The sequence below is a fragment of the Geodermatophilus sp. URMC 64 genome (assembly GCF_053502555.1).
On record NZ_CP199955.1, the window covers coordinates 2,589,449 to 2,609,425 of the forward strand.

Consider the following 19,977-nt stretch of genomic DNA (forward strand, 5'->3'; position numbering starts at 1 on the left):
CCCGTCGTCACCCCGGTGGCGGGTCGCCGGCGCAGAGGATGACGTCGTGCCCGCCGAACTCGGCCTCCAGCCGCACGGTCGCCAGCCGCGCCGGGGCGAGCTCGACCAGCCGGGTGCGGGTGACGGCGTAGCACCGGTAGCCGTCCCGCCGGCAGAGGTCGGCCAGCAGCGCGCGCAGCTGCGGCGTCCCGGCCAGCACCTCGACGAACAGCGCCGGGCGCTTGTCCCGGAGGTGGTCGCGGGCGGCCGCGAGCAGGAGGTGCTCCTGGCCCTCGACGTCCAGCTTCACCAGGTCGGCGCCGGCCACGAGCGCGCGCACGTCGACCGCGGGGACGTCGATCACGGTGGTCACGTCCCGCGTCATGCCCGCCGGCAGCTCGGTGCCCGGTCCGAGGAAGGCCACGGTCGGCGTGGCCAGCTGGTCGGCCGGCACGCGCAGCTGCACCGGCCCGGCCGCCGGACCGGGCACCGCCGCGGCCTCGACCAGCTCCACGGAGCGGATCCCGTTGAGGGCCAGGTTGGCCCGGCAGATCTCCGCCGAGAACGGGTGCGGCTCGACGGCCACGTGGCGGATCCCCGGCGCCGCCCGCGCGGCCTGCACGGTGAAGTAGCCGACGTTGGCGCCGAGCTCGAGCACCGATCCCGCCCGGCGGCAGAAGCGCCGCCACCACGGCAGCAGCTCGGGCTCCCAGCCCTGCGTGCCGTACCAGTAGAGCTGGGCGAGCACGAGGGAGTCGGCGGCGACGAAGGCCAGCTCCGGGTCGTCGGCCAGGCGGAAGCTCGTCACGGCGCGGGGGATGCCGCCCTCCCGCAGCGCGCGGAGGACCGCCCGGCGCAGCACCCCCGGGCGGTCGGGCAGCGGACGGCGCAGCGCGTCGGCGACCGGCAGCGGCAGCCGGCCGACGACCGAGCGCGCCACCGGGCGGAGGGCCACCTGGGCGCGCATCACGGCCGGGCCGCGGCGGCGCGCAGCTCGCCGAACAGCCGGGCCGCGCTGTCCTCCCAGGTCGGGAAGGTCGCGGCCCGCCGGGCGGCCGCCGCGGCGAGCGTGGCCCGCAGCGACTCGTCCGCCGCCAGGCGGAACAGCGCCGTGGTGAGCGCGGCGACGTCCCCCGGCGGGACGACGAGGCCCTCCTCGCCGTCCCGGGCCAGGTGCGGGAGGTTGCCCGCGGCGTACCCGACGACCGGCAGCCCGGCCGCCATCGCCTCGCCGAGCACGGTGCCGTAGGGCTCGCGGAGGCTGGCCAGGGCGAAGACGTCCGCGGCGGCGTAGAGGGCCGCGACGCCGTCGACCGGCAGCGGCCCGTGCACGACCACCCGGCCGGCCAGCCCCGGATCGGCGAGCCGGTCGCGGACCCGGGCGGCGTAGCGCGGCTCGGCGTCCGGGTCCCCGACCAGGTGCAGGGTCACCGCGTCGTCGGGCAGCCGGCGCACCGCCTCCAGCAGGTCGAGCAGGCCCTTGCGGGCCACCCAGTTGCCGACCGACAGCACCGCCGCGCGCCGGCCGCGCCGCAGGTCGCCCGGCGCCGGGCCGGGCGCGGGCGCCACGTCGCGCCCGGGCGGGACGACCCGCAGCCGGTCCTTCGGCAGGCCCGCCGCGGCCAGGTCGTCGGCGAGCGCGGCGCTGGCCGCCAGCAGCGGGTCGGCCGCGCGGTAGGCCCAGCGGTCCAGCACCGCCTGCACGGCGGTGCGCAGCGGGCCGGCGTCGATCCCGCCGGGCGGCTGGTGCAGGATCGCCGCGACAGGGACGCCGAGCCGCAGGGGCAACCAGGGCCCCAGGTACGCCGCGGCGATGCTGTCGAGGAGCAGGACGTCGGGCCGCGGGCGCACCGCCCGCCGCAGCACCCGCAGCCCGGCGGCGACCGGCAGCGGGAAGGGCGCGTCGGGCACCGAGACGAACCGCACCCGCGCCCCGAACCGCGGGGCCAGCGCCGCGATCCGCTGGTGGTACAGGTAGCCGCCGGTGAGCGTGCCGGGGTCGCCGAGCGTGACCAGCGAGACCATCAGCTCGTGCGGATCGTCCATGTCGCGCCCACCCCGTTCGGCGCCGGCGGCCTGCTGGGCGGCGGTGAACGCTACCCGGTCGAGCTGGCCCGCGCCCTGGCCCGCCATGCCGAGATCGACCTCGTGACCTTCGGCCCGCGCCCGGGTCTGGTCCGCGATCCGTCGGGCGTGCGGGTGCGCACGTTGCGCCCGCTCGGGCATCTGCGCCGGCACCCGGTGCACCCGCTCGCGCCGCAGCTGCCCTGGGCGCTGGACGGCGCCGACGTCGTCCACACCCACCACACCCGCAGCGCGCCCAGCCGGATCGCCGCCGTGGCGGCGCGGCTGCGGGGGCAGCGGCTGGTGACCACCGACCACGGCCTCGGCGGCGGCGGGTGGCTCGGGCTGCTGCCCGCGCTGTTCGACCGGTTCCTCACCGTCTCCGCGTTCTCCGCGGCGGTGCTCGGCGTGCCCGCCGACCGGACCCGCGTCGTGTACGGCGGCGCGGACCCCCGGCGGTTCGCCCCGGATCCGCGGGTGCGCCGCGACGGCGTCCTCTACGTCGGGCGGATCACCCCGCACAAGGGCGTCGACCGGCTGATCCGGGCACTGCCCGACGGCGCCCGGCTCACCGTCGCCGGCAGCGGCGGGCACGACCCCCGGCCGCCGGGGCGGGACTACCCGCGGCTGCTGCGGGAGCTGGCCCGCGGCCGGGACGTCGCCTTCCCCGGCCCGGTCGCCGAGGACGCGCTGCCCGCCCTGCACCGGAGCGCGGCCGTCTTCGTCCTGCCCACCGTCCGGGAGGACTGCTACGGCCGGCACTTCGCCATCTCCGAGCTGCTGGGCCTGTCCGTGCTCGAGGCGATGGCCAGCGGGACGCCGGTGGTCGCCAGCCGGCTCGACGGCCTGCCGGAGGTGGTGCGCGACGGCGAGACCGGCTTCCTCGTGACCCCTGGCGACGTCGCCGAGCTCCGGGAGCGGCTGGCCCAGCTGCTCGGCGACCGGGCGCTGGCCGCGCGCATGGGGGAGCGGGGCCGCGAGGTGGTGCTCGAGGAGTTCACCTGGGAGGCCTGCGCCCGCCGCTGCCTGGCCGCCTACGCCGAGCTCGTCCCGCCCAGCGGCGCGGTGTAGCCCCCGAACGCGTCGGGGTTCTCCCACACCCGGACGGCGAGCGTCGCGCCGGGCAGGGCGCCCAGCGCACCCGCGAGCTCCCCGTGCAGCCAGCGGGCGAAGGCCTCCACGGTCACCGCCTCGACCGGCACGATCCCCTCCAGGTCCTGCCCGTCGACCCGCGCGGCGGCGCCGCGCAGCGCGTCGTCCAGCACGTCGAGGTCGACGACCATGCCCCGCTCGTCGAGGTTCTCCCGGCGGACGACGACGTCGAACCGGTAGTCGTGCGAGTGCCGCTCGCCCTCCGGCGGCGGCATCCCCGGCATGACGTGGAAGGCGCGCACCCCGAACCCTGTCCCGGTCTCGTACATGCGGCTATGGATAGCGCAGCGCGACGTGCAGGACACCCGGAGCGCGCCGGTCCAGCAGCTCGTAGGCGCGCGCGGCCTCCGCGAAGGGCAGCTCGGTGGTGGCCAGGGCGGTCAGCGGCAGCTCCTCCAGCAGCCCGGCGGCCGTGCGGCGGCGCCGAGCGACGTCCCAGCGGCCGGCGAGGACGGCGGGGATCGTCGACACCTGGCTGCTCCGGATGGTCAGCCGGCGCCGGTGGAACTCCGCGCCCAGTGGCAGCGCAACCTCCTGCCGGCCGTACCAGGACCCGACCAGGGCGGTGCCCTCGTGCGCGAGCAGGGGCAGCGCCCCGGCCAGGGTCCCCGGCGCGCCGGAGAGCTCGACGACCAGCGGCACGCCGCCGGCGGGGACGCGGGCCGGCAGCTCCTCCGGCGCGACCGCCGTGATGCCGAGCGAGCCGGCCAGGTCGCGCCGCTCGGCCAGCGGGTCGGCGGCCAGGACGGTCGCGTCGGCCCGCCGCAGCAGCAGCGCGGTGAGGACGCCGACCGCGCCCAGCCCGAGCACGACGACGGTCTCCTGCGCCACCTGCCCGGCGTCCAGGCTCAGCTGCAGCCCGGTCTCCACCAGCGGGAACAGGGTCGCGGTCCGGGGATCGGTGCCCGCCGGCAGCGCGACGACGTCGTCCCCGGGGACGACGAAGCGGTCCTGGTGCGGGTGGAAGACGAAGACCAGCGTGCCCGTCGGCACCGAGTCCGCCGAGCCCTCGACGGTCCCCACGCAGCTGTACCCGTACGGGAACGGATGCCGGAACGTGCCGCCCAGCGCGCCGATCCGCTCGTCGAGCGGCAGGTCGGGGTCGAGCAGGCCGCGGTAGCACAGCAGCTCCGTGCCGGTGCTGATGCCAGACGCCAGGGTGCGCACGAGCACCTCGCCGGGGCCGGGCTCCGGGACGTCGACCGGCGCCAGCTCTACCTGGCGCGGGGCGGTGAACAGCAGCCGGGAGGCCTGCACGCCGATCGACCTCCGTTCCGCAGACGGGTTCGTTCCGGGTCGGGCGACGGTAGCGTGCGGAGCCCCGTGTGCGCGCCCGCGAGGAGAGGAGTGCAGATGGCCGAGATGTCGTCGCAGCGGCAGCCCGTCCGGGAGGTGGCCTCCGCGCCGATCCCGACGCCGTACGGCCAGTTCCAGGCGCACGCCTTCGAGACGCCGTCCGGGCACGTGCACCTGGCGATGGTGGCCGGCGACATCGGCGACGGCTCCCCGGTGCTCACCCGGCTGCACTCGGAGTGCCTGACCGGCGACGCGCTCGGCTCGCTGCGCTGCGACTGCGGTGTCCAGCTGCGCTCGGCGCTGCGGACCGTCGCCGCCGAGGGCCGCGGCGTCGTCCTCTACCTCGGCGGGCACGAGGGGCGCGGCATCGGTCTGGTCGACAAGCTGCGGGCCTACGTCGAGCAGGACGCCGGCGCCGACACCGTCGACGCCAACCTGCGCCTCGGGTTCGCCGCCGACCTGCGCACCTACGACGACGCCGCCGAGGTGCTCCGGCAGCTCGGCATCCGGTCGGTCCGGCTGCTGTCGAACAACCCGGCGAAGGCCGCCGGGCTGGAGCGGGGCGGGGTCGCGGTGGAGTCGCTGCGCGGGCTGGGCACCGCCCCGCACCGGCGCAACCGGTTCTACCTGGAGACCAAGCAGGCGCGCCTGGGCCACCACCGGCCGACCGGCCACGGGCTCGAGGAGCTGCGCGTCCCGCCGGTCGACGTCGGCCGCCTGCTGGGGCACCAGCAGCCGCGCGCCGACCGGCCGCACGTCGTCGTCAAGTACGCGCAGACCCTCGACGGGCGGATCGCGACCGCCACCGGCGACGCCAAGTGGATCAGCGGCGAGCCGGAGCGCCGGGTGGCGCACGCGATGCGGGCCGGCTGCGACGCGGTGCTGGTGGGCGCGGGCACGATGCTGCAGGACGATCCGCAGCTGACGGTGCGCATGGTGCCGGGGGCCTCGCCGCTGCGCGTGGTGCTGGACTCGGCGCTGCGGACCCCGCTGGACGCGAAGGTGCTCTCCGACGACGCCGCGACGCTGATCCTCTGCCGGCCCGACGCCGACCCGGACCGGCGGCGGCAGCTCGTCGCGACCGGCGTCATGGTCCGCGACGTCCCGGGCGGCCCCGGGGGATTGCGCATCGACGGGGTGCTGCGGCTGCTGCGCTCCCTCGGGGTCGCCTCGCTGCTGGTCGAGGGCGGCGCCCGGGTCATCACCTCGATGCTGCAGGCGCGCGCGGCCGACCGCGTCGTGGTGTCGGTGTCCCCGACGATCATCGGCGCCGGGGTGGACGCGGTGGGGCAGCTCGGGATCGGCCGCGTCGCGGACGGCATCCGCCTGGTCAACCGGTCGGTCTTCGTCGCCGGCGAGGACCTCCTGCTCGGCTTCGACGTCGAGCCCGCGGCCGGCCTGCGGGCGGAGGCGGCCCCGCCGCCCGAGGGTTGGAGCGGCGGGGCCTGACCACCACGGGCTCCCCGGGAAGCCGCGATGGCTACCCCGAGTCTCCGGCCGTCCGCCGCGGACGGCGAACCGGTGACGTGCCGTATCGCAGAGCCGTGCGGCCCTGCGTCGGTCACATCGCCCGGACGTTCTCCGCCTGCGGGCCCTTCTGGCCCTGCGTGACGTCGAACTCGACGCGCTGCGCCTCGTCCAGGGAGCGGTAGCCGCTCCCGGTGATCGCCGAGAAGTGGCAGAAGACGTCGGGGCCGCCGCCGTCCTGCTCGATGAAGCCGAAGCCCTTCTCCGCGTTGAACCACTTCACTGTGCCCTGAGCCATGTCGTTCTTCTTCCGTGCTGGGGTGTCCGGCCGACGGTCGTCGCCCGGCGACCGCCGCACCGACCGGCAGGACCGAGAGGAACGTCAGGCAGAGACGACTGCGGACGTTCGAGAACGAAGCAGAGGTACGACAGCGATCCCGTCCGACTGTACGGGCTGCGAGCCCGGAGGAGGCTGCCTGCATGGACATCACCACGGTCAACGACCGGCACCTCTACCAGGCGCGGGTCGTGCTGCGGGACGCGGCAGATCCCGACGGCCAGGTCGAACTCCCGGAGCGAGTCGTGCGGTTCGGCCCCGCCGGGTGGCTCACCGTCGTCGACAGCACGGGCCAGGACGTCGACATCGAGCTCTATCCGACCGGCCGGGTCCTGGCCGTCACCGAGCTCCGGGAGGTCGGTGACGCACCACCCCGGACCTGACGGAGCGTGGCGCCGACCGCGCCGTCACCAGCGCAGTGGGTCGGTCAGCCGTGACTGCGCCGTGCGGCAGGCGCGGCAGTTCCCCCACGTGACCAGGGCCAGCGCCGACGTGGGCGAGCCGCACTCGGGGCACTCCTCCGGCTCCTGCGACCGCTCCCGTGCTTCCGTGATCGTCCGGGACCGCTCTTCGTGGAGCGTCTCGTCGCCCCGGCAGGGACAACCGAGGTGAGCTTCTGCGCAGCGTCCGAGGTGTGTGGCGATGGGTTTCTCCTCCGGTCCCGGCGGACGTTACCCCGGTGCTCGCCCGCCGGGGGCGGCCGCCGCGCCGCTGCGGCCGCGCAGTTCCCGGCCGGTCAGGCGTGCAGGCCCTCCCCGAAGCGCGCGCAGCTCTCCTCGATCGCCCGTTGCGCCGGCCGGCGACACCGTGCCCATGTCGAAAAGCCGTGGACCAGGCCGTCGTAGCACTGCACGTGCACCTGTACGCCGGCGGCGGCAGCGGCTCCCTGCTTGACGTGTGAATTGAATCGCCATTCAATTCGTGACATGGGTCGCATCGCGGGCGCCACCGCGGCCGGCACCCGCGAGCGGCTGCTCCGGGCGGCCGCCGACGTCTTCGCCCGCCGCGGCTACGAGGGCACCCGTGTCGTGGAGATCGCGGAGGCGGCGGGGCTCTCCAACGGCGCCCTGTACGCCCACTTCGGCTCCAAGGGGCAGCTGCTCGTCGACGCCCTGCGCGTGCACGGGCGCCGGCTGCTCGCCGACCTGGTCGCGGCCGATCCGGCCCGCCCGATCCGCGACGTCCTGCTGCAGACCGGCCGGTCGCTGCGGCGGCGCCGGGAGGAGCCCGACGACCGGCTGATGCTCGAGGCGCTCATCGCCGCCCGCCGCGACGAGGACGTCGCCGGGCCGATGCGCGGCTACGTCCGCGAGCGGGCCGACTGGCTGGCCGGCCTGGTCCGCGACGCCCAGCGGCGCGGGGAGGTCGATCCGTCGCTGCCGGCGGCGGCCATCGCGCACTTCTGCCTCGCGCTCGCCGCCGGGACCGCGCTGGTCGGCCCGGACCTCCACGACGTGGACGACCAGGAGTGGGCCGCGCTGCTGACCCGGCTCGTGGCCGCCCTCGCACTGCCCACCGCCGCACAGACGGGAGCCGCGCCATGAGACTCCGGATCGACCGGGACCGCTGCCAGGGGCACGGCCGCTGCTACGACCTCCAGCCGGACCTGTTCGGCGAGGACGAGGAGGGCTACGGCGTCGTCCTCGGCGACGGGCGGGTGCCGCCGGGCCGGGAGGACGACGGCCGGCTGGCCGTCGCCAACTGCCCGGAGCAGGCGATCGACGTCCTCGAGGAGGCCTGACATGACCGTGGACGACCGCTCCCTGGACGACTTCCACCACGTCCGCCCCGATCCGGCACTGGGCACCCGCAACGACCCGGTCACCGGTCCGGTCTCGGACTGGACGACGGACTTCTCCCACCTCGAGCCCGAGTACGCCCAGCGCGCACCGGAGATCTGGGACGACCTGCGCGCGCGGTGCCCGGTCGCGCACACCGACCGGTTCGGCGGGGGCTGGCTGCCCACCCGCTACGAGGACGTGGCCGCCATCGCCTACGACACCGACTCCTTCTCGTCGCGGGCGATCATCATGAGCAACTTCCGGCCGCCCCGGGACATCGCGCCGATCGGTGGGTCGCCGCCGATCTCCTCCGACCCGCCGTTCCACCACGACGCCCGCAAGCTGCTGCTGCCGGCCTTCACGAAGAGCGCCGTGAGCCGGCTGGAGCCCGCGACCCGCGCGTTCTGCGAGTCGCTGGTCGACGGGTTCGCCGGACGGGACGTCGTCGACGCCGCCGCCGAGTACGCCCAGCACATCCCGATGCGGGTCATCGCCGACATGCTCGGGTTCCCGCCGGAGGACGGCCCGCAGTTCGCCCGGTTCGTCGAGAACACCCTCGAGGGCGTCAACCTGCCCCCCAAGGAGCGCATCGACCGGATGGGGGAGCTGTTCGAGTACCTCTACGCGCAGATCCGCGACCACCTCGCGCACCCGCGCGAGGACCTCACCTCCTACTTGCTCGACGTCGAGCTCTACGGCCGCAAGCTGGAGCCGCAGCACGTCGCGGGGACGATGTCGCTGCTGCTCATCGCCGGCATCGACACCACCTGGAGCGCGATCGGCGCCGCGCTGTGGCACCTGGCCGGCCATCCGGAGGACCGCCGCCGGCTGGTGGCCGAGCCGGAGCTGATGCCGACGGCGATGGAGGAGTTCCTGCGGGCCTACGCGCCGGTGACGATGGCGCGGCTGGTCCGGCGGGACATGACCTGGCGCGGCGTCGACATGAAGGCCGAGGACTGGGTGCTGCTGCCCTTCCCGGCGGCCAACCGCGACCCGGAGCAGTTCGAGCGGGCCGACGAGGTGGTGATCGACCGCCAGGTCAACCGGCACGCCGCCTTCGGGCTCGGGATCCACCGCTGCGTCGGCTCGCACCTGGCCCGCATGGAGCTGCGGGTCGCGCTCGAGGTGTGGCTGGCGCGGCTGCCGGAGTTCTCCCTGGCCGACCCCGCGGCGGTGACCTGGTCGACCGGCCAGATCCGCGGGCCGCGGGTCCTGCCGCTGCGCCTCGGCTGACCGGCCGGGCGGGGCGTCAGCCGGAGGAGTGCCAGGTGCGGTCGTGGGCGAGGTGGGCGTCGGTCAGGCCGTTGCGGAAGAACCGCTCGTAGTACGGCTGCTCGACGTGGTGGGCCTGCAGCCACACGCCGGGCACGTGGATGGCCTCGACGTGCGCGGGGAACCGGCCGTGCGTCTCGTGGATGTAGGTGCAGATGTCCCGGGCGCAGGCGATGACGTCCTGGCCGTAGTCGCTGGCCTGGTCCAGGTACTGGGGGCCGAAGTCGTCCTTGTAGATCCGGCGGAACACCGAGGCGTCGCTGTAGATGCCCTGGCGGCCGAACTTGTCCGCGATCACCGCGTCCACGGCCGCGGCCATGCTCGGGTAGTTGGGCGGGCACATGGCCCGGATCAGGTGCTCGCCGCCGTGCCGCAGGCCGACGGGGTGCGCCCGCAGGGCGGCGACGCGGGGGAGGGGCACCTGCCAGCGCAGGACGTCGGCCGGCTTCCAGCGCGGCACCACCCAGTCGAAGCCGAGCATCGGTCCGTACCGGTCGCGGAACTTGGGATCGCCCAGCAGGACCGGTGGCGAGATGCTGGCGTGGATCCACGCCCCGAGCCCCATGGCGTCGGCGGCGAGCATCAGGTTCTGCAGCAGCAGGTCGGCCTCGATCTGGGTGCGCATCCCCCAGATCGCGCCGAGCGGCAGCTTGATGTCCTTGTTGAGGAACCCGGAGCGCACCCAGCGCTTGACCCCGGCCAGGCGGTAGAAGTTGCGATCGTCCACGATCGTCGGTCGCGCGCCGGCCGGCTGGGTGAGCAGGTACATCATCCCGTTGATGTACTGGCGGGACAGGTCGACGACGGGGAACAGGATCGTCGTCCCGGGCAGGTTCGACAGGAACCGGTTGGAGTCCAGGTAGGCCGGGAAGTCCCGGTTGCCGCCGGGGACGTCGATGCGCTGGTCGGACAGGCGCACCTTGGCCGCCTCCGCCCGCGCCAGCAGCACGTCCGGGTCGAGCGGGGAGCCGCCGTCCTCGGGCGGCGGCAGCTTGCGCAGGAAGTACGTGCCGCTGTCGTTGATCAGGAAGAAGTGCGTGCCCTGGGCATTGTCCGGGCTGCCCGCCGACCGCCCGGCCATCGTGAGGTTGGGCTTGGCCATGATCGGGCTGTCGTTGCGGGGGTCGTTGAACGGCCGGTCGGGCATGGTGAGCCCGGTGCAGCCGGTCAGGGCGATGAGGACGGCCTGCTCCAGGGCGGTCAGCGGCACCCGCTCCTGCTGCGACTGGTAGCTCATCGAGCCGGCGCGCACCGAGCTGCCGCGGCTGACCCGGTGCGTCCGGCGGCGCCAGAGGACCTCGAGCAGCGAGCGGTCGGCGAGCGCGTCGAGCCCGGGGTGTCCGGCCCGCGTCTGGGAGCTCACCGGGACCGCCCGGCCGCGGCGGCCTGCAGCCGCGACTCGTAGGCGCGGTCCACCGGTGGGTGACCGACCGGGCGCCACGGGGCGAACGCGCTGCGGTCGCGCGGCAGCACCGCCGCCAGCTCCGGGCAGTGCCGCAGGATCACGCTGGTCATCCCGTTGCCGGCGATCCAGTCCATGCCGAACGGCGTGTAGACCTCCGGCCGGAAGTCGACGGTGAGGAACCGGTCGCTCTGCAGCCGCCGCGAGGCCATGAGGATGAAGATCCGGAACGCCGTGTCGGAGAACCCGAAGCCGGGGGGCGGGGTCTCGGCGAACAGGCCCACCATCGTGTCGACGTCGTCGATGCGGTCGCGGTACACGTCGCGGAGCAGCTCGGCGTCCTCCTCGCTCGCCGTGAGGTCCGCCCACCGCTTGACCCGTGGCTTGTGCAGCCCCGCGCGGAAGTCGTTGTAGCGCGGCACGCCGCGCCGCCGGGTCCGCACCAGGTCCACGACCGACAGGTCGATCCGCTCGCCGCCCCGGTCGAAGTCGGTCAGCGACCGCGGGTAGTTGTGCAGGGTGATCGCGCCCGGGTTGGCCCGGCCGAACGAGTACAGCGCGTTGGTCAGGCCGAGCGCGCGCATCTCCTCGTCGGCCAGCGTCCCCTGGATCTCCGGGAACGCGCGCCGGGCCAGGACCTCACCGGTGCGGTGGTCGAGGTAGCAGTAGTCGTCGGGCAGCAGCGGGTGCATGCGGTAGACGGTGACGAAGTCCTCGGTGAGCGAGTACGGCACGCGGTGGTGGTCGGGCAAGGTCCGGGGGATGCCGACGGTGGCGTGCACGTCCATCAGCCACAGGCCCAGGCGCGTTCGCCAGTCGCCGTCCGGCGGGCCGTTCCAGTTGCTGTTCATGGCCAGCTCGAGCGCGCGGGTGCCGAGGATCGCCGGGGTCCACTCGACGGTGTGGATCTTGGCGATGAGCGCCGAGACGATGAGCCGGGCGGTCCGGTAGACGCGGTCGTCGCTCCAGCCGCGGTAGTGCGCGCGCAGCTCGTCGCAGAGGACGTTGTGCTCCCGGGCGAAGAGGGTGTGCATGCCGGACAGGCCGAGCCACCAGCTCTCGTTGAACCCGGTGACCTCCATGCCGGTGAGGTCCTCGGGCAGGTATCCCTCGGCGGTCAGCCGCAGCTTCGGTCCCTCGCGCAGCGCGAGGGCCTGCGCGGCATCGGTCCCGTAGACCTCCGAGCCGTCCCACCAGTGGGACGCGTCGTTGCCGAACACCAGGTGCCCGGCGCCGGACCCGTCCTCGCGGTGCCGGTTCCCGGCGATCCGCATGTACGGCTCGGGAGCGCCGCCGGGCACGTTGATCCAGCCGTCCATGCCCTCCGGTAGGGGCACCCGGACATCGCGGGTGCCGAGCGGGAGGCGGGCGTGGTTGACCCAGTCGTGCACCTGGAACTGGATCCACGCGGCCGCCAGCAGGTTGAGCGAGCCCGCCGGCAGGAACCGGCGGCGCACCAGCAGTTCCCGGCTGACGGTGATCGGGTTGGGCACGTCGTCGAGGTCGGGGCGGGGGTCCGGCGGCAGGTTGCGGCCGAAGGCGGTCCCGACGGCGCCCATCGCGGGTGCGGAGAGGTCGTTGTCCTGGCCGTCGAAGGTCCGGCTCACCCGGTCCTCCTCCGGGGGCGGCGCGGGCACCGGGCGGGCCACGGGCGGCGCCTCCCGCGGCTCGACGTCGATGAGGTTCCTCCGGCGGAGCACCTCGCGGAACGCGGTGAGGTTCAGCAGGCTCAGCCGGACCGGCAGCCGGTGCCACGGCAGGAACCGGTTGAGCGCGCCGAACCCGGCGGTCGCGCCCGCCAGGAGGAGCCGGTTGCGCAGCGGCAGGTCGGTCCGCCAGCGCTCGCCCAGCCGGTGGGCCGCGCTCGCGTCGTAGGCCGCCTTGCGGGCACGGTTGAGGTTCCCCAGCGGCCGGAAATCGTCCGTGGTGTTCCACGGGTTGAACGCCATGGCCTCGATCGCGCCGGCCCGCACCCGCTCCGTGGCGTCGGCGACGTCCCGGGCGCTGATGGTCAGGACGGCGACCGGTTCGGGGGGCGACACGTCCTCGGACCACTCGACGGCCGTGTCCTCGATGGGCGTCGACCGGGGGTCGCGGTACCGCTGCACGCACAGTTCGAGCCGCACGTCGCCCGCGGACAGCCGGCCGGCCGCCTCGTTCGAGAGATACGCCGGATCGGTCCGGGACGGCGGCGGCGCGGCCGGCGTCCCGGCGGCCGGGCGCAGCAGGTACCGGACGGCGAGGTCGCCGCCCCAGCGGATGGCGCCCCGGCTCCAGTAGGTCTCGGTGAAGACGCTGCCGACCTTCCGCCGCCGGCCCTTCTGCACGTTGCGGACCATCCGGATCGTCTCGAGCGGGCCGCAGCGGAACGCCAGCCGGACCAGCCCGAGCAGCCGCGCCGCCGTCCCGCCGGCCGTCGCACTGGCGAACGCCACGAACTGCCGCGCGTCCCGGGCGTGTGACACCGGGAAGTTGGTCATGAGCAGGTCGTGCTGCTCCTCCGGCGAGACGGTGATCCGCAGCGCCACCCCGCGGAGGTCCTTCGCGAAGTCCGGCTGACCGGTGCCCGCGGCGTTGGAGAACCGGACGGCGGTGGGGTAGACCGCCCCCGGCTGGGCGAAGCCGGCGCGCAGCTCCGCGGGCAGGTCGAGGAACCGCAACTGCGCGTCGGCGACGGCCATCGTCGGCTTGGCGTGGAAGGCCCGGTCCACCCCGTGGGGGACGCCGTCGGCGCTCGCGGCCCGCTGGTTCTTCAGCTGGACCTGCATGATCTCCCACGCCAGGTCGTCGAACAGCCGGCGTTCGGCCTCGGCGCTGCCGCCGGCGTACTCCTCGGTCCAGGTGGCGGTCATCGGGTCCTCCGGTCCAGGGTCGGCGCGCTGCGGGCGGATCAGTCGTCGGACTCGTCGCGGAACCGCTGCTCGACCATCTCGACGAGACCGTCGATCACGCCGTCCGGCGAGGGGCTGTAGTGGGGCACGGCCCAGCGGGTGATGCGGGCGTCGATCACCGTCGGCCGGCCGGAGGCGAGGGCCGCGGTGAACGCTGCCTCGAAGTCGTCGAGCTCGTCGACGGCGTAGCCGTCGGCGCCGCAGGCGCGGGCGTACGCGGCGAAGTCGAGGTTCTCGAACTCGACCAGCGCGCTGCGGCCGTACGACGACAGCTGGTAGAGCTTGATCAGCTTGAACTGGTCGTCGTCGAAGATGACCCAGATGACCGGGATGTCGTGCTCCACTGCGGTCATCAGCTCGAAGCCGGCCATGTTGTAGCAGCCGTCCCCGCACCCGACGACGACGGTCCGGTCCGGGTGCGCCAGCTTCACGCCGAGGGCACCGTTGGTGTGCCCCGCCATGGGCCCGAACTCCCCGGCCTTGCGGAAGGCCTGGCCCTCGTCGAGCTCCACGTAGTACCCGAGCCACGCCAGGTGCGCGCCGGCGTCGGCCAGGAGGATCGCGTCCCGGGGCAGCCGCCGGCCCATGACCTGGGCCATCTTCCCGGGGTGGATCCGCCGGGACGGCATCAGGATCGTGCGCGCCTCCCAGTCCTGGCCCTCGACCTCGCGGCGGGGGACGGGGCCGACCCGCTGGTCGAGGGCGTCGGTGATCGCCGCGACCGCACGCCGCGCGTCGGCGAGCAGGGTGTAGGCGGGCTTGTAGCCGCTGCGGCCGAATTCGGCCTCGGAGATGTTGACCTGGACGAGGACCTTGTCGTCGAACAGGTCCTCGCGGTAGTTGAAGGTGGCGTGCTGGGTGAAGGAGTTGCCGACGGCCAGGACGACCCGGGCCTCGCGGAACGCCTTCCAGGCGCTGGCGTGACCGCTGTCGGCGAAGACTCCCACCGCGAGCGGGTGGCTCTCGGGGACGATGCCCTTGCCGTCGAGGGTGGTCACCAGCGGGATCTGGAACCGCTCGATGAACCGCCGGACCTCCGCGTGGGCGCCGCTGCGGACGGCGCCGAAGCCGGCCAGCAGCACGATCCCCTCGTCGTGCTCGATCGCCTCGGCCAGCACCCTGGCAACCGTGTCGACCGCGGCCGGATCGGGCAGGACCTGCGGTACCCGGAGCCGGACGTCGTGGTAGTTCTCGACCTCCACACCGCGCTCGGTGAGGTCCTCGGGCACGTGCAGGTGCACCGGCCCGGGCTTGCCCGACAGCGCGACGTTGACCAGGTCCTCGACGACGTCGGACGTGTCGGCGATGTTCTCCAGGAGGACCGACTTCTTGGTCGTCGCCTCGAACATCTTCCGCGAATCCGGCGTTCCGCCTTCCCCGGACGTCTCGTTCAGCGAACCCCGCCCGCTCCATTTCCGATCGGCATATCCGGAGACGGCGAACACCGGATAGGAATCCGACAACGCCATGGCCAGACCGGAGAACAGGTTGAACGCGCCGGGCCCGGCCGTGGCGAAGCAGAAACCGAGCTTGTCCGTGAACATGGAATAGCCGCAGGCCATGAAGGACGCTGCCTGCTCGTTGCGGGTGATGACCGGACGGATCCTCTCCGACGCCTCCAGGGCGATCATCAGCCCGGCGGCGTTCTCGCCGGCGCCGCCGAATGCGGCCTCCACCCCGGCCGACTCGAGTCCCTTGACGATCGCCTCGTACACGCGCACGGCCGGTCCCCCTGCCTCGTCCCGGGGGTGCACCGCCGCCCCGCGCACGCGGGCACGGTGCGGAAGGAGCGCCCGGATCGATGGTCTGTCTGGCCGGCCGACCCCTGACGGCGAGCCGGCCCGCCTTGCGGACGCGGTGCCACGTCATCAGGCGAAGAACGGCTCGGATCGCTTTCCTGGTCGGTGTCGGACCGTTTACGCATTCCGGCAGGTCACCGCGTCGTCGCGGAGCCTGCTCGCCCCGGAACGGCACTGTCAACAGCCATCGGCGCCATTGCCGGAATGGCGACGGAGAATTGACGCGCCGGTGACGCCGCGGTGACGCTGCACCTCGGCCGGGACCGCGGTCAGCGGGACACCGGCCGCCAGCCCTCCCGGGAGAGCAGGTCCAGGATCGTGCTCGAGGACGCGGGGGCCACCCTCACCTCGGGGCTGTCGTCCCCGCTCCGGGGCACCGGCGCGGGCGAAGCGCCGGCCCTCGGCGCCGCGGTGTGGGCCACCGGCGCCGTCCCGGCCTGCTCGGCATCGACGGTCGCCAGCTGCTCCGGCGCCGCCGCCGCCGTCCCGGCGGGCTCCGGCGGCTCCGGCCCGGTCAGGGGCGCGTGCGCCCGGAAGGTGGTCGTCCGGTCGGCCGTGTCCCGGTCCAGCACGCGCAGCATGACCGACGTCAGGGTGGGGCTGTCGTCGTCGAACCCACCGTGCGAGCGCGAGTCCGAGCGGCTCCGCGCGGGTGCCGCGGACGGGGCCCACACCAGCTCGCCGCCGATGTCCGCGACGGCGCCGTTGACGCTCGTGCCCTCCACCGGGGTGGCCGCGAAGTGGATCATGCCGACCAACGGCACCTCGGTCGCTGTGGGGTGGCGCTCCAGCGCCCGTGCGACGAGGTACAGCAGCGACTTCTGGTAGACGTTCCGGCCGCTGAGGCCGACGACGTCGTCCAGCTCCCGGTCGGCGCTGAGCCCGAAGGAGGCGAACCGCCCGACCCGACCGGCGCGGAGGTGGGGGAGTACCTGGCGCACCCAGGTGTCGGTCCGGAGGGCCGCCGCGAGGTAGGTGAGGCCGTGGACGGAGATGTCGGCCTCCACCAGCCGGTCGAGCACCCCGGCCAGGAAGATGGAGCCGGCGCTGTGACCGACCAGATCGACCTGCACGCGCGCGCCCGGCGGGCAGGAGCGGATGTAGTCCGCCAGCCGGGCGACCGTGAGGGACGCCCCCGGCAGCTCGGCCATGGCCCGCTCGGCCACCGGCCCCGCGGACGGCCACGCCGCGGCGGGGATCGGCGCGGACGCCCGCGCCGCGTTCTCCTTCATCTCGTCCCACATCCAGCGGGCGTTGGTGCGGGCGAACCGCTCGACCAGCCGGTCGAACTGCTCCACGAGGTCGATGCCGATGCCACCGGCCGGCGTGCGGCCCTCCATCGCGTCGGTCAGCTGGTCGACCAGGGTCTCCACCGGGCCGGACTGCCAGGCGAAGGTGATCGGGTACACCCGGTTGTTCAGCCACCAGTTCAGCTGTCTCTGGGCCAGGGCCAGGCCCTCGCCCTCGCTGGTGAGGCCGCCGTGCGCGTAGAGCAGGACGCGGCGCACGGTGCCGTCGTCGCCGTCGGCGGGCCGGTCGGCCCACAGCTCGTGGTAGCGCGCCATGTGCTCGACGACTCGATCGATCTGCGCGGGGCTGCTGACGAAGCGGCCGCCCGTGGACAGCCGCCCGTCGTTGCCCAGGTTGACGACGTGGCGGGTCAGGCGGTGCAGGTCCGGGCCGGGGCCGTCGGCGATCGCGCCCCCCGTGACGGTGACCGTACGGGCGTGCTCCCGCACCCGGACGACCGAGCGCACCCCCGGGCGCGCCACCCACGCGTCGTACGCGGTGTCCAGCCAGTCGTCGTAGGGCAGGGTCGCGAACCCGCTGCGCCCCCACTCCCGACCCCAGGAGTTCTGCACCAGGAAACCGGTCTCGTTGTAGCCGACGATGCAGAACGCGTGGCCGCCGAGCTGCCGGGCCCCGGGGGGCCGCTCGATCACCCACATCCGCTCCTCGCCTCGCTCCACCGGCGTCGGGCGGGCCCAGCCCTCGTGGATGGCGGCGGAGGCGGCGACGGCGGACAACTCGGTGACCGCGGACTGCAGGTCGTCGAGCCGTGCGGTGTTCACCCGGTAGAACGCCCCCATGGGCCGCTGCAGCGCGAGGTCGCGCAGCCGGGGATCCTGGTCGAAGTCCGGCTCCGGTGCGGTGTCCAGCCCCGGCCACTCGGAGTCCGGCAGAATCCCGTGGTAGTACCAGCCCTTGAGGGCGCCGCGCAGCGACGAGCCCTCGTCGGCCTCGCCCTGGAACTCGTCGTACCGGCGGGCCAGCCGGTAGAGCATGTACGGGCTGACGTGCGTGCCGTCGCTCCCGGCCGCGAGGACGGCGTTGATCATGGCGGCGACCGCGTGCCCTGTGCAGGAGTTGCCCTGCTGCGTGAGCACGTACCGGTCACCGGGGCGGCCGTCCTGCGTCGGGGGCAACGGCGTCAGGCGGGGCCGGTAGACGAGGTCGCGCTCGTCGAACACGTCCGGCTGGACGTTCGCCCGGAAGCTGCCGTGCGGCAGGTCCACGACTCCGGGGGACAGCGTCTTCGGCACGTCCCTCACCTCGCACTCGTCCGGGTGGACTCGGGGGGACCCTCGGGGCTCGACGCGCCGAGCGCGGGAGCCGGCTCGGGTCGGGATGGGCGGGCAGCGTGCCAGAGCGCCGGGCGGCTGTCGAGCGGCGCCATGCCCGCGCGTCCGACGCGGTGACGCGCCGGTGACGGTGCGGTCACGGTGACCCGGTTGCATGGCCGCCGGTGCCGCGGGCGCGCGCGCCGGGCACGGGACAGGAAGGGCTGGCGTGAAGGTCTACGAGGCGATCGTGCGGGGGCTGGAGAGCGCCGGCGTGGAGGTCGCGTTCGGCGGCAACGGCGAGAACATCGCCGGCCTCGCGCTGGCGCTCGAGGACGCCGGGCACCTCCGGCCCGTGCTGACCCGCCACGAGCAGGCCGCTGCGTTCATGGCCTGCGGCTACTCGATGTTCACCGGCCGGCTCGGGGTCTGCTTCGCCACCGTGGGACCGGGCGCGTTCAACCTGCTGACCGGTCTGGGCATGGCGCTGTCCGACTGCTACCCCGTGCTGGCGGTGACCGGCTACGTGGCCCTGCCGTGGCGCGGGATGGGCGCGGTGAACGACACCTCCGGCCTGAACGGCACCCCGGACTCGCAGGCCATGTTCGCGGCCACGACGAAGCGGTCGTTCCTGCTGACCGACGCGGCCGACACCTGCGACATGCTGGAGGAGGCGGTCAACACCGCCCTGGCCGGCCGGCCCGGCCCGGTCCACATCCACGTGCCGCAGAATCTCACCGAGCGGGGCGTCGAGGTGGGGAACTACCACGACGTCCGGGTCCGGGTGGAGCCGGTCCGGCCCGATCCCGCGCGGGTGCGGGAGGCCGCGACCGTGCTGGCCGAGGCGCTCCGGGCCGGACGGCGGATCGTCGCGCTGGTCGGCTACGGCGCCGTCCAGAGCGGCGCCGGGTCTGCGGTGCGGCGCTTCCTCGAGCGCTTCCAGATCCCCCTGCTGACGACGCTGGACGGCAAGGGGATCGTCTCCGAGAGCCACCCCCTGTGCGTCGGGGTGTTCCACGAGAGCGGCCACGCCAGCGCTCTCAAGGCGTTCCGCGAGGCCGACGTCGTCGTCGCGATCGGGAACTCCCTGAGCCAGCACGCCACCTTCGGGCTGCGCGAGGACCTGTTCGCGGGCAAGGTGCTGGTCCGGATCAACATCGACGAGCGGGAGTTCGACAAGCTCTACCAGGCCGACCACGCGCTGGTCGCCGACGCCCGCCTCGCCGTCACCGCCCTGACCGACGCCCTCGACCCGCTGGTCGGCCCCCTCCCGGAGCGGACGGTGGACGGCCGCGACTACGAGGCCCGCCACCTCCCGCAGCTGACCAAGGCCATCCACCCGGGCCGGTTGGCGCAGCGGCTCGGCCGGATGCTGCCCCCGGACGCGATCCTGCTGGCCGACGCCGGCGCGCACCTGGCGTGGCTCGGCTACTACGTCGAGCTGGAGGACGGGCAGAACTTCCGCAAGTGCGGCTCCTTCGGGCCCATGGCGGGGCACACGAACGGGGCCATCGGTGTCCAGCTGGCCCACCCCGGCCGGACGGTGGTCGTGGGCTGCGGGGACGGCTGCTACGCGATGTCCGGGTTCGAGCTCCTGACCGCCGTCGAGCACGACGCCCCGGTGATCTGGGTGATCTTCGACGACAGCGAGTTCAAGCTCGTCAAGCTCTACCAGCTGGCCACCTACGGCCGCAGCGGCCTGGTCGAGTACCGGACCCCGGATTTCGCCGCCTACGCGCGGGCCTGCGGCGCCGACGGCTACCGGGTGGAGGACCTCGAGGAGTTCGAGGAGGCCTTCGCCGCAGCCCTGGCGGCGCGGCGGCCCACCGTGATCGACGCGCGGATCACCCGCTGGGCGCTGCCGCACTACTACCCCTCGCCGCGCGGGCTGGTGCACGGGGTCGTGGAGGAGCTCGAGAAGCGGTTCGGGAAGGACTGACCAGCGCGCCGCGACCACCGGTCGCACGGCCTGGAGA

Annotated in this window: 16 protein-coding genes; 7 read left to right on the top strand and 9 right to left on the bottom strand. The window is 74.4% G+C overall.

Features of this window, described 5'->3' with window-relative positions:
- Positions 1-7: 7 nt before the first annotated feature.
- The gene (locus tag ACWIYF_RS12730; protein WP_448628500.1) at positions 8-919 is read right to left on the bottom strand and encodes an FkbM family methyltransferase; all 912 of its coding nucleotides are present in this window, start codon (positions 917-919) and stop codon (positions 8-10) included.
- Positions 920-945: 26 nt separating this feature from the next.
- On the bottom strand, positions 946-2,025 hold the full coding sequence (locus ACWIYF_RS12735) for a glycosyltransferase (protein ID WP_448628501.1): 1,080 nt from the start codon (positions 2,023-2,025) through the stop codon (positions 946-948).
- Here ACWIYF_RS12735 and ACWIYF_RS12740 point away from each other — a divergent pair.
- Positions 2,011-3,114 carry a glycosyltransferase family 4 protein gene (locus tag ACWIYF_RS12740; RefSeq protein WP_448628502.1) on the top strand — a complete coding sequence of 368 codons (1,104 nt, stop codon included), beginning with the start codon at positions 2,011-2,013 and terminating at the stop codon, positions 3,112-3,114. The genes ACWIYF_RS12735 and ACWIYF_RS12740 overlap by 15 nt on opposite strands.
- Here the strand turns inward: ACWIYF_RS12740 and ACWIYF_RS12745 are convergent.
- A complete protein-coding gene (locus tag ACWIYF_RS12745) occupies positions 3,078-3,464 on the bottom strand; it encodes a 6-pyruvoyl trahydropterin synthase family protein (RefSeq protein ID WP_448628503.1) in 387 nt (128 codons plus the stop codon). The two genes, ACWIYF_RS12740 and ACWIYF_RS12745, sit on opposite strands and share 37 nt — an antisense overlap.
- A gap of 4 nt (positions 3,465-3,468) precedes the next feature.
- Positions 3,469-4,452: a zinc-binding dehydrogenase gene (locus ACWIYF_RS12750; RefSeq protein WP_448628504.1), complete on the bottom strand. Its 984-nt coding sequence runs from the start codon at positions 4,450-4,452 to the stop codon at positions 3,469-3,471.
- A gap of 96 nt (positions 4,453-4,548) precedes the next feature.
- On the opposite strand from ACWIYF_RS12750, the gene ribA reads away from it, so the two are divergent.
- Positions 4,549-5,940, top strand: coding sequence for a GTP cyclohydrolase II RibA (gene ribA / locus ACWIYF_RS12755; RefSeq protein WP_448628505.1), 1,392 nt, complete (start codon positions 4,549-4,551; stop codon positions 5,938-5,940).
- 112 nt (positions 5,941-6,052) lie between these two features.
- Here ribA and ACWIYF_RS12760 read toward each other — a convergent pair whose 3' ends face one another.
- Positions 6,053-6,256, bottom strand: a complete 204-nt coding sequence (locus ACWIYF_RS12760) for a cold-shock protein (protein ID WP_448628506.1) — start codon at positions 6,254-6,256, stop codon at positions 6,053-6,055.
- Positions 6,257-6,438: 182 nt separating this feature from the next.
- Here ACWIYF_RS12760 and ACWIYF_RS12765 point away from each other — a divergent pair, with 182 nt between their 5' ends.
- The 4 genes from ACWIYF_RS12765 (at position 6,439) to ACWIYF_RS12780 (ending at position 9,309) form a co-directional block, all read left to right on the top strand.
- Positions 6,439-6,678: a hypothetical protein gene (locus tag ACWIYF_RS12765; protein WP_448628507.1), complete on the top strand. Its 240-nt coding sequence runs from the start codon at positions 6,439-6,441 to the stop codon at positions 6,676-6,678.
- A gap of 543 nt (positions 6,679-7,221) precedes the next feature.
- Positions 7,222-7,839 carry a TetR family transcriptional regulator gene (locus tag ACWIYF_RS12770; RefSeq protein ID WP_448628508.1) on the top strand — a complete coding sequence of 206 codons (618 nt, stop codon included), beginning with the start codon at positions 7,222-7,224 and terminating at the stop codon, positions 7,837-7,839.
- Positions 7,836-8,036 carry a ferredoxin gene (locus ACWIYF_RS12775; protein ID WP_448628509.1) on the top strand — a complete coding sequence of 67 codons (201 nt, stop codon included), beginning with the start codon at positions 7,836-7,838 and terminating at the stop codon, positions 8,034-8,036. Before ACWIYF_RS12770 ends, ACWIYF_RS12775 begins: the two co-directional genes overlap by 4 nt.
- Before the next feature lies 1 nt (position 8,037).
- On the top strand, positions 8,038-9,309 hold the full coding sequence (locus tag ACWIYF_RS12780; RefSeq protein ID WP_448628510.1) for a cytochrome P450: 1,272 nt from the start codon (positions 8,038-8,040) through the stop codon (positions 9,307-9,309).
- 16 nt (positions 9,310-9,325) lie between these two features.
- Here ACWIYF_RS12780 and ACWIYF_RS12785 read toward each other — a convergent pair whose 3' ends face one another.
- From ACWIYF_RS12785 to ACWIYF_RS12800, 4 genes are all read right to left on the bottom strand, one after another.
- Positions 9,326-10,711 carry a hypothetical protein gene (locus tag ACWIYF_RS12785; RefSeq protein WP_448628511.1) on the bottom strand — a complete coding sequence of 462 codons (1,386 nt, stop codon included), beginning with the start codon at positions 10,709-10,711 and terminating at the stop codon, positions 9,326-9,328.
- Positions 10,708-13,602 carry a peroxidase family protein gene (locus ACWIYF_RS12790; protein WP_448628512.1) on the bottom strand — a complete coding sequence of 965 codons (2,895 nt, stop codon included), beginning with the start codon at positions 13,600-13,602 and terminating at the stop codon, positions 10,708-10,710. Before ACWIYF_RS12790 ends, ACWIYF_RS12785 begins: the two co-directional genes overlap by 4 nt.
- Positions 13,603-13,640: 38 nt before the next feature.
- Positions 13,641-15,410, bottom strand: a complete 1,770-nt coding sequence (locus tag ACWIYF_RS12795) for a thiamine pyrophosphate-binding protein (protein ID WP_448628513.1) — start codon at positions 15,408-15,410, stop codon at positions 13,641-13,643.
- A 299-nt stretch (positions 15,411-15,709) separates the two neighbouring features.
- On the bottom strand, positions 15,710-17,983 hold the full coding sequence (locus tag ACWIYF_RS12800) for a C1 family peptidase (RefSeq protein ID WP_448628514.1): 2,274 nt from the start codon (positions 17,981-17,983) through the stop codon (positions 15,710-15,712).
- Between the two features lie 247 nt (positions 17,984-18,230).
- On the opposite strand from ACWIYF_RS12800, the gene ACWIYF_RS12805 reads away from it, so the two are divergent.
- A complete protein-coding gene (locus tag ACWIYF_RS12805) occupies positions 18,231-19,940 on the top strand; it encodes a thiamine pyrophosphate-binding protein (RefSeq protein ID WP_448628515.1) in 1,710 nt (569 codons plus the stop codon).
- Positions 19,941-19,977 lie beyond the last annotated feature (37 nt).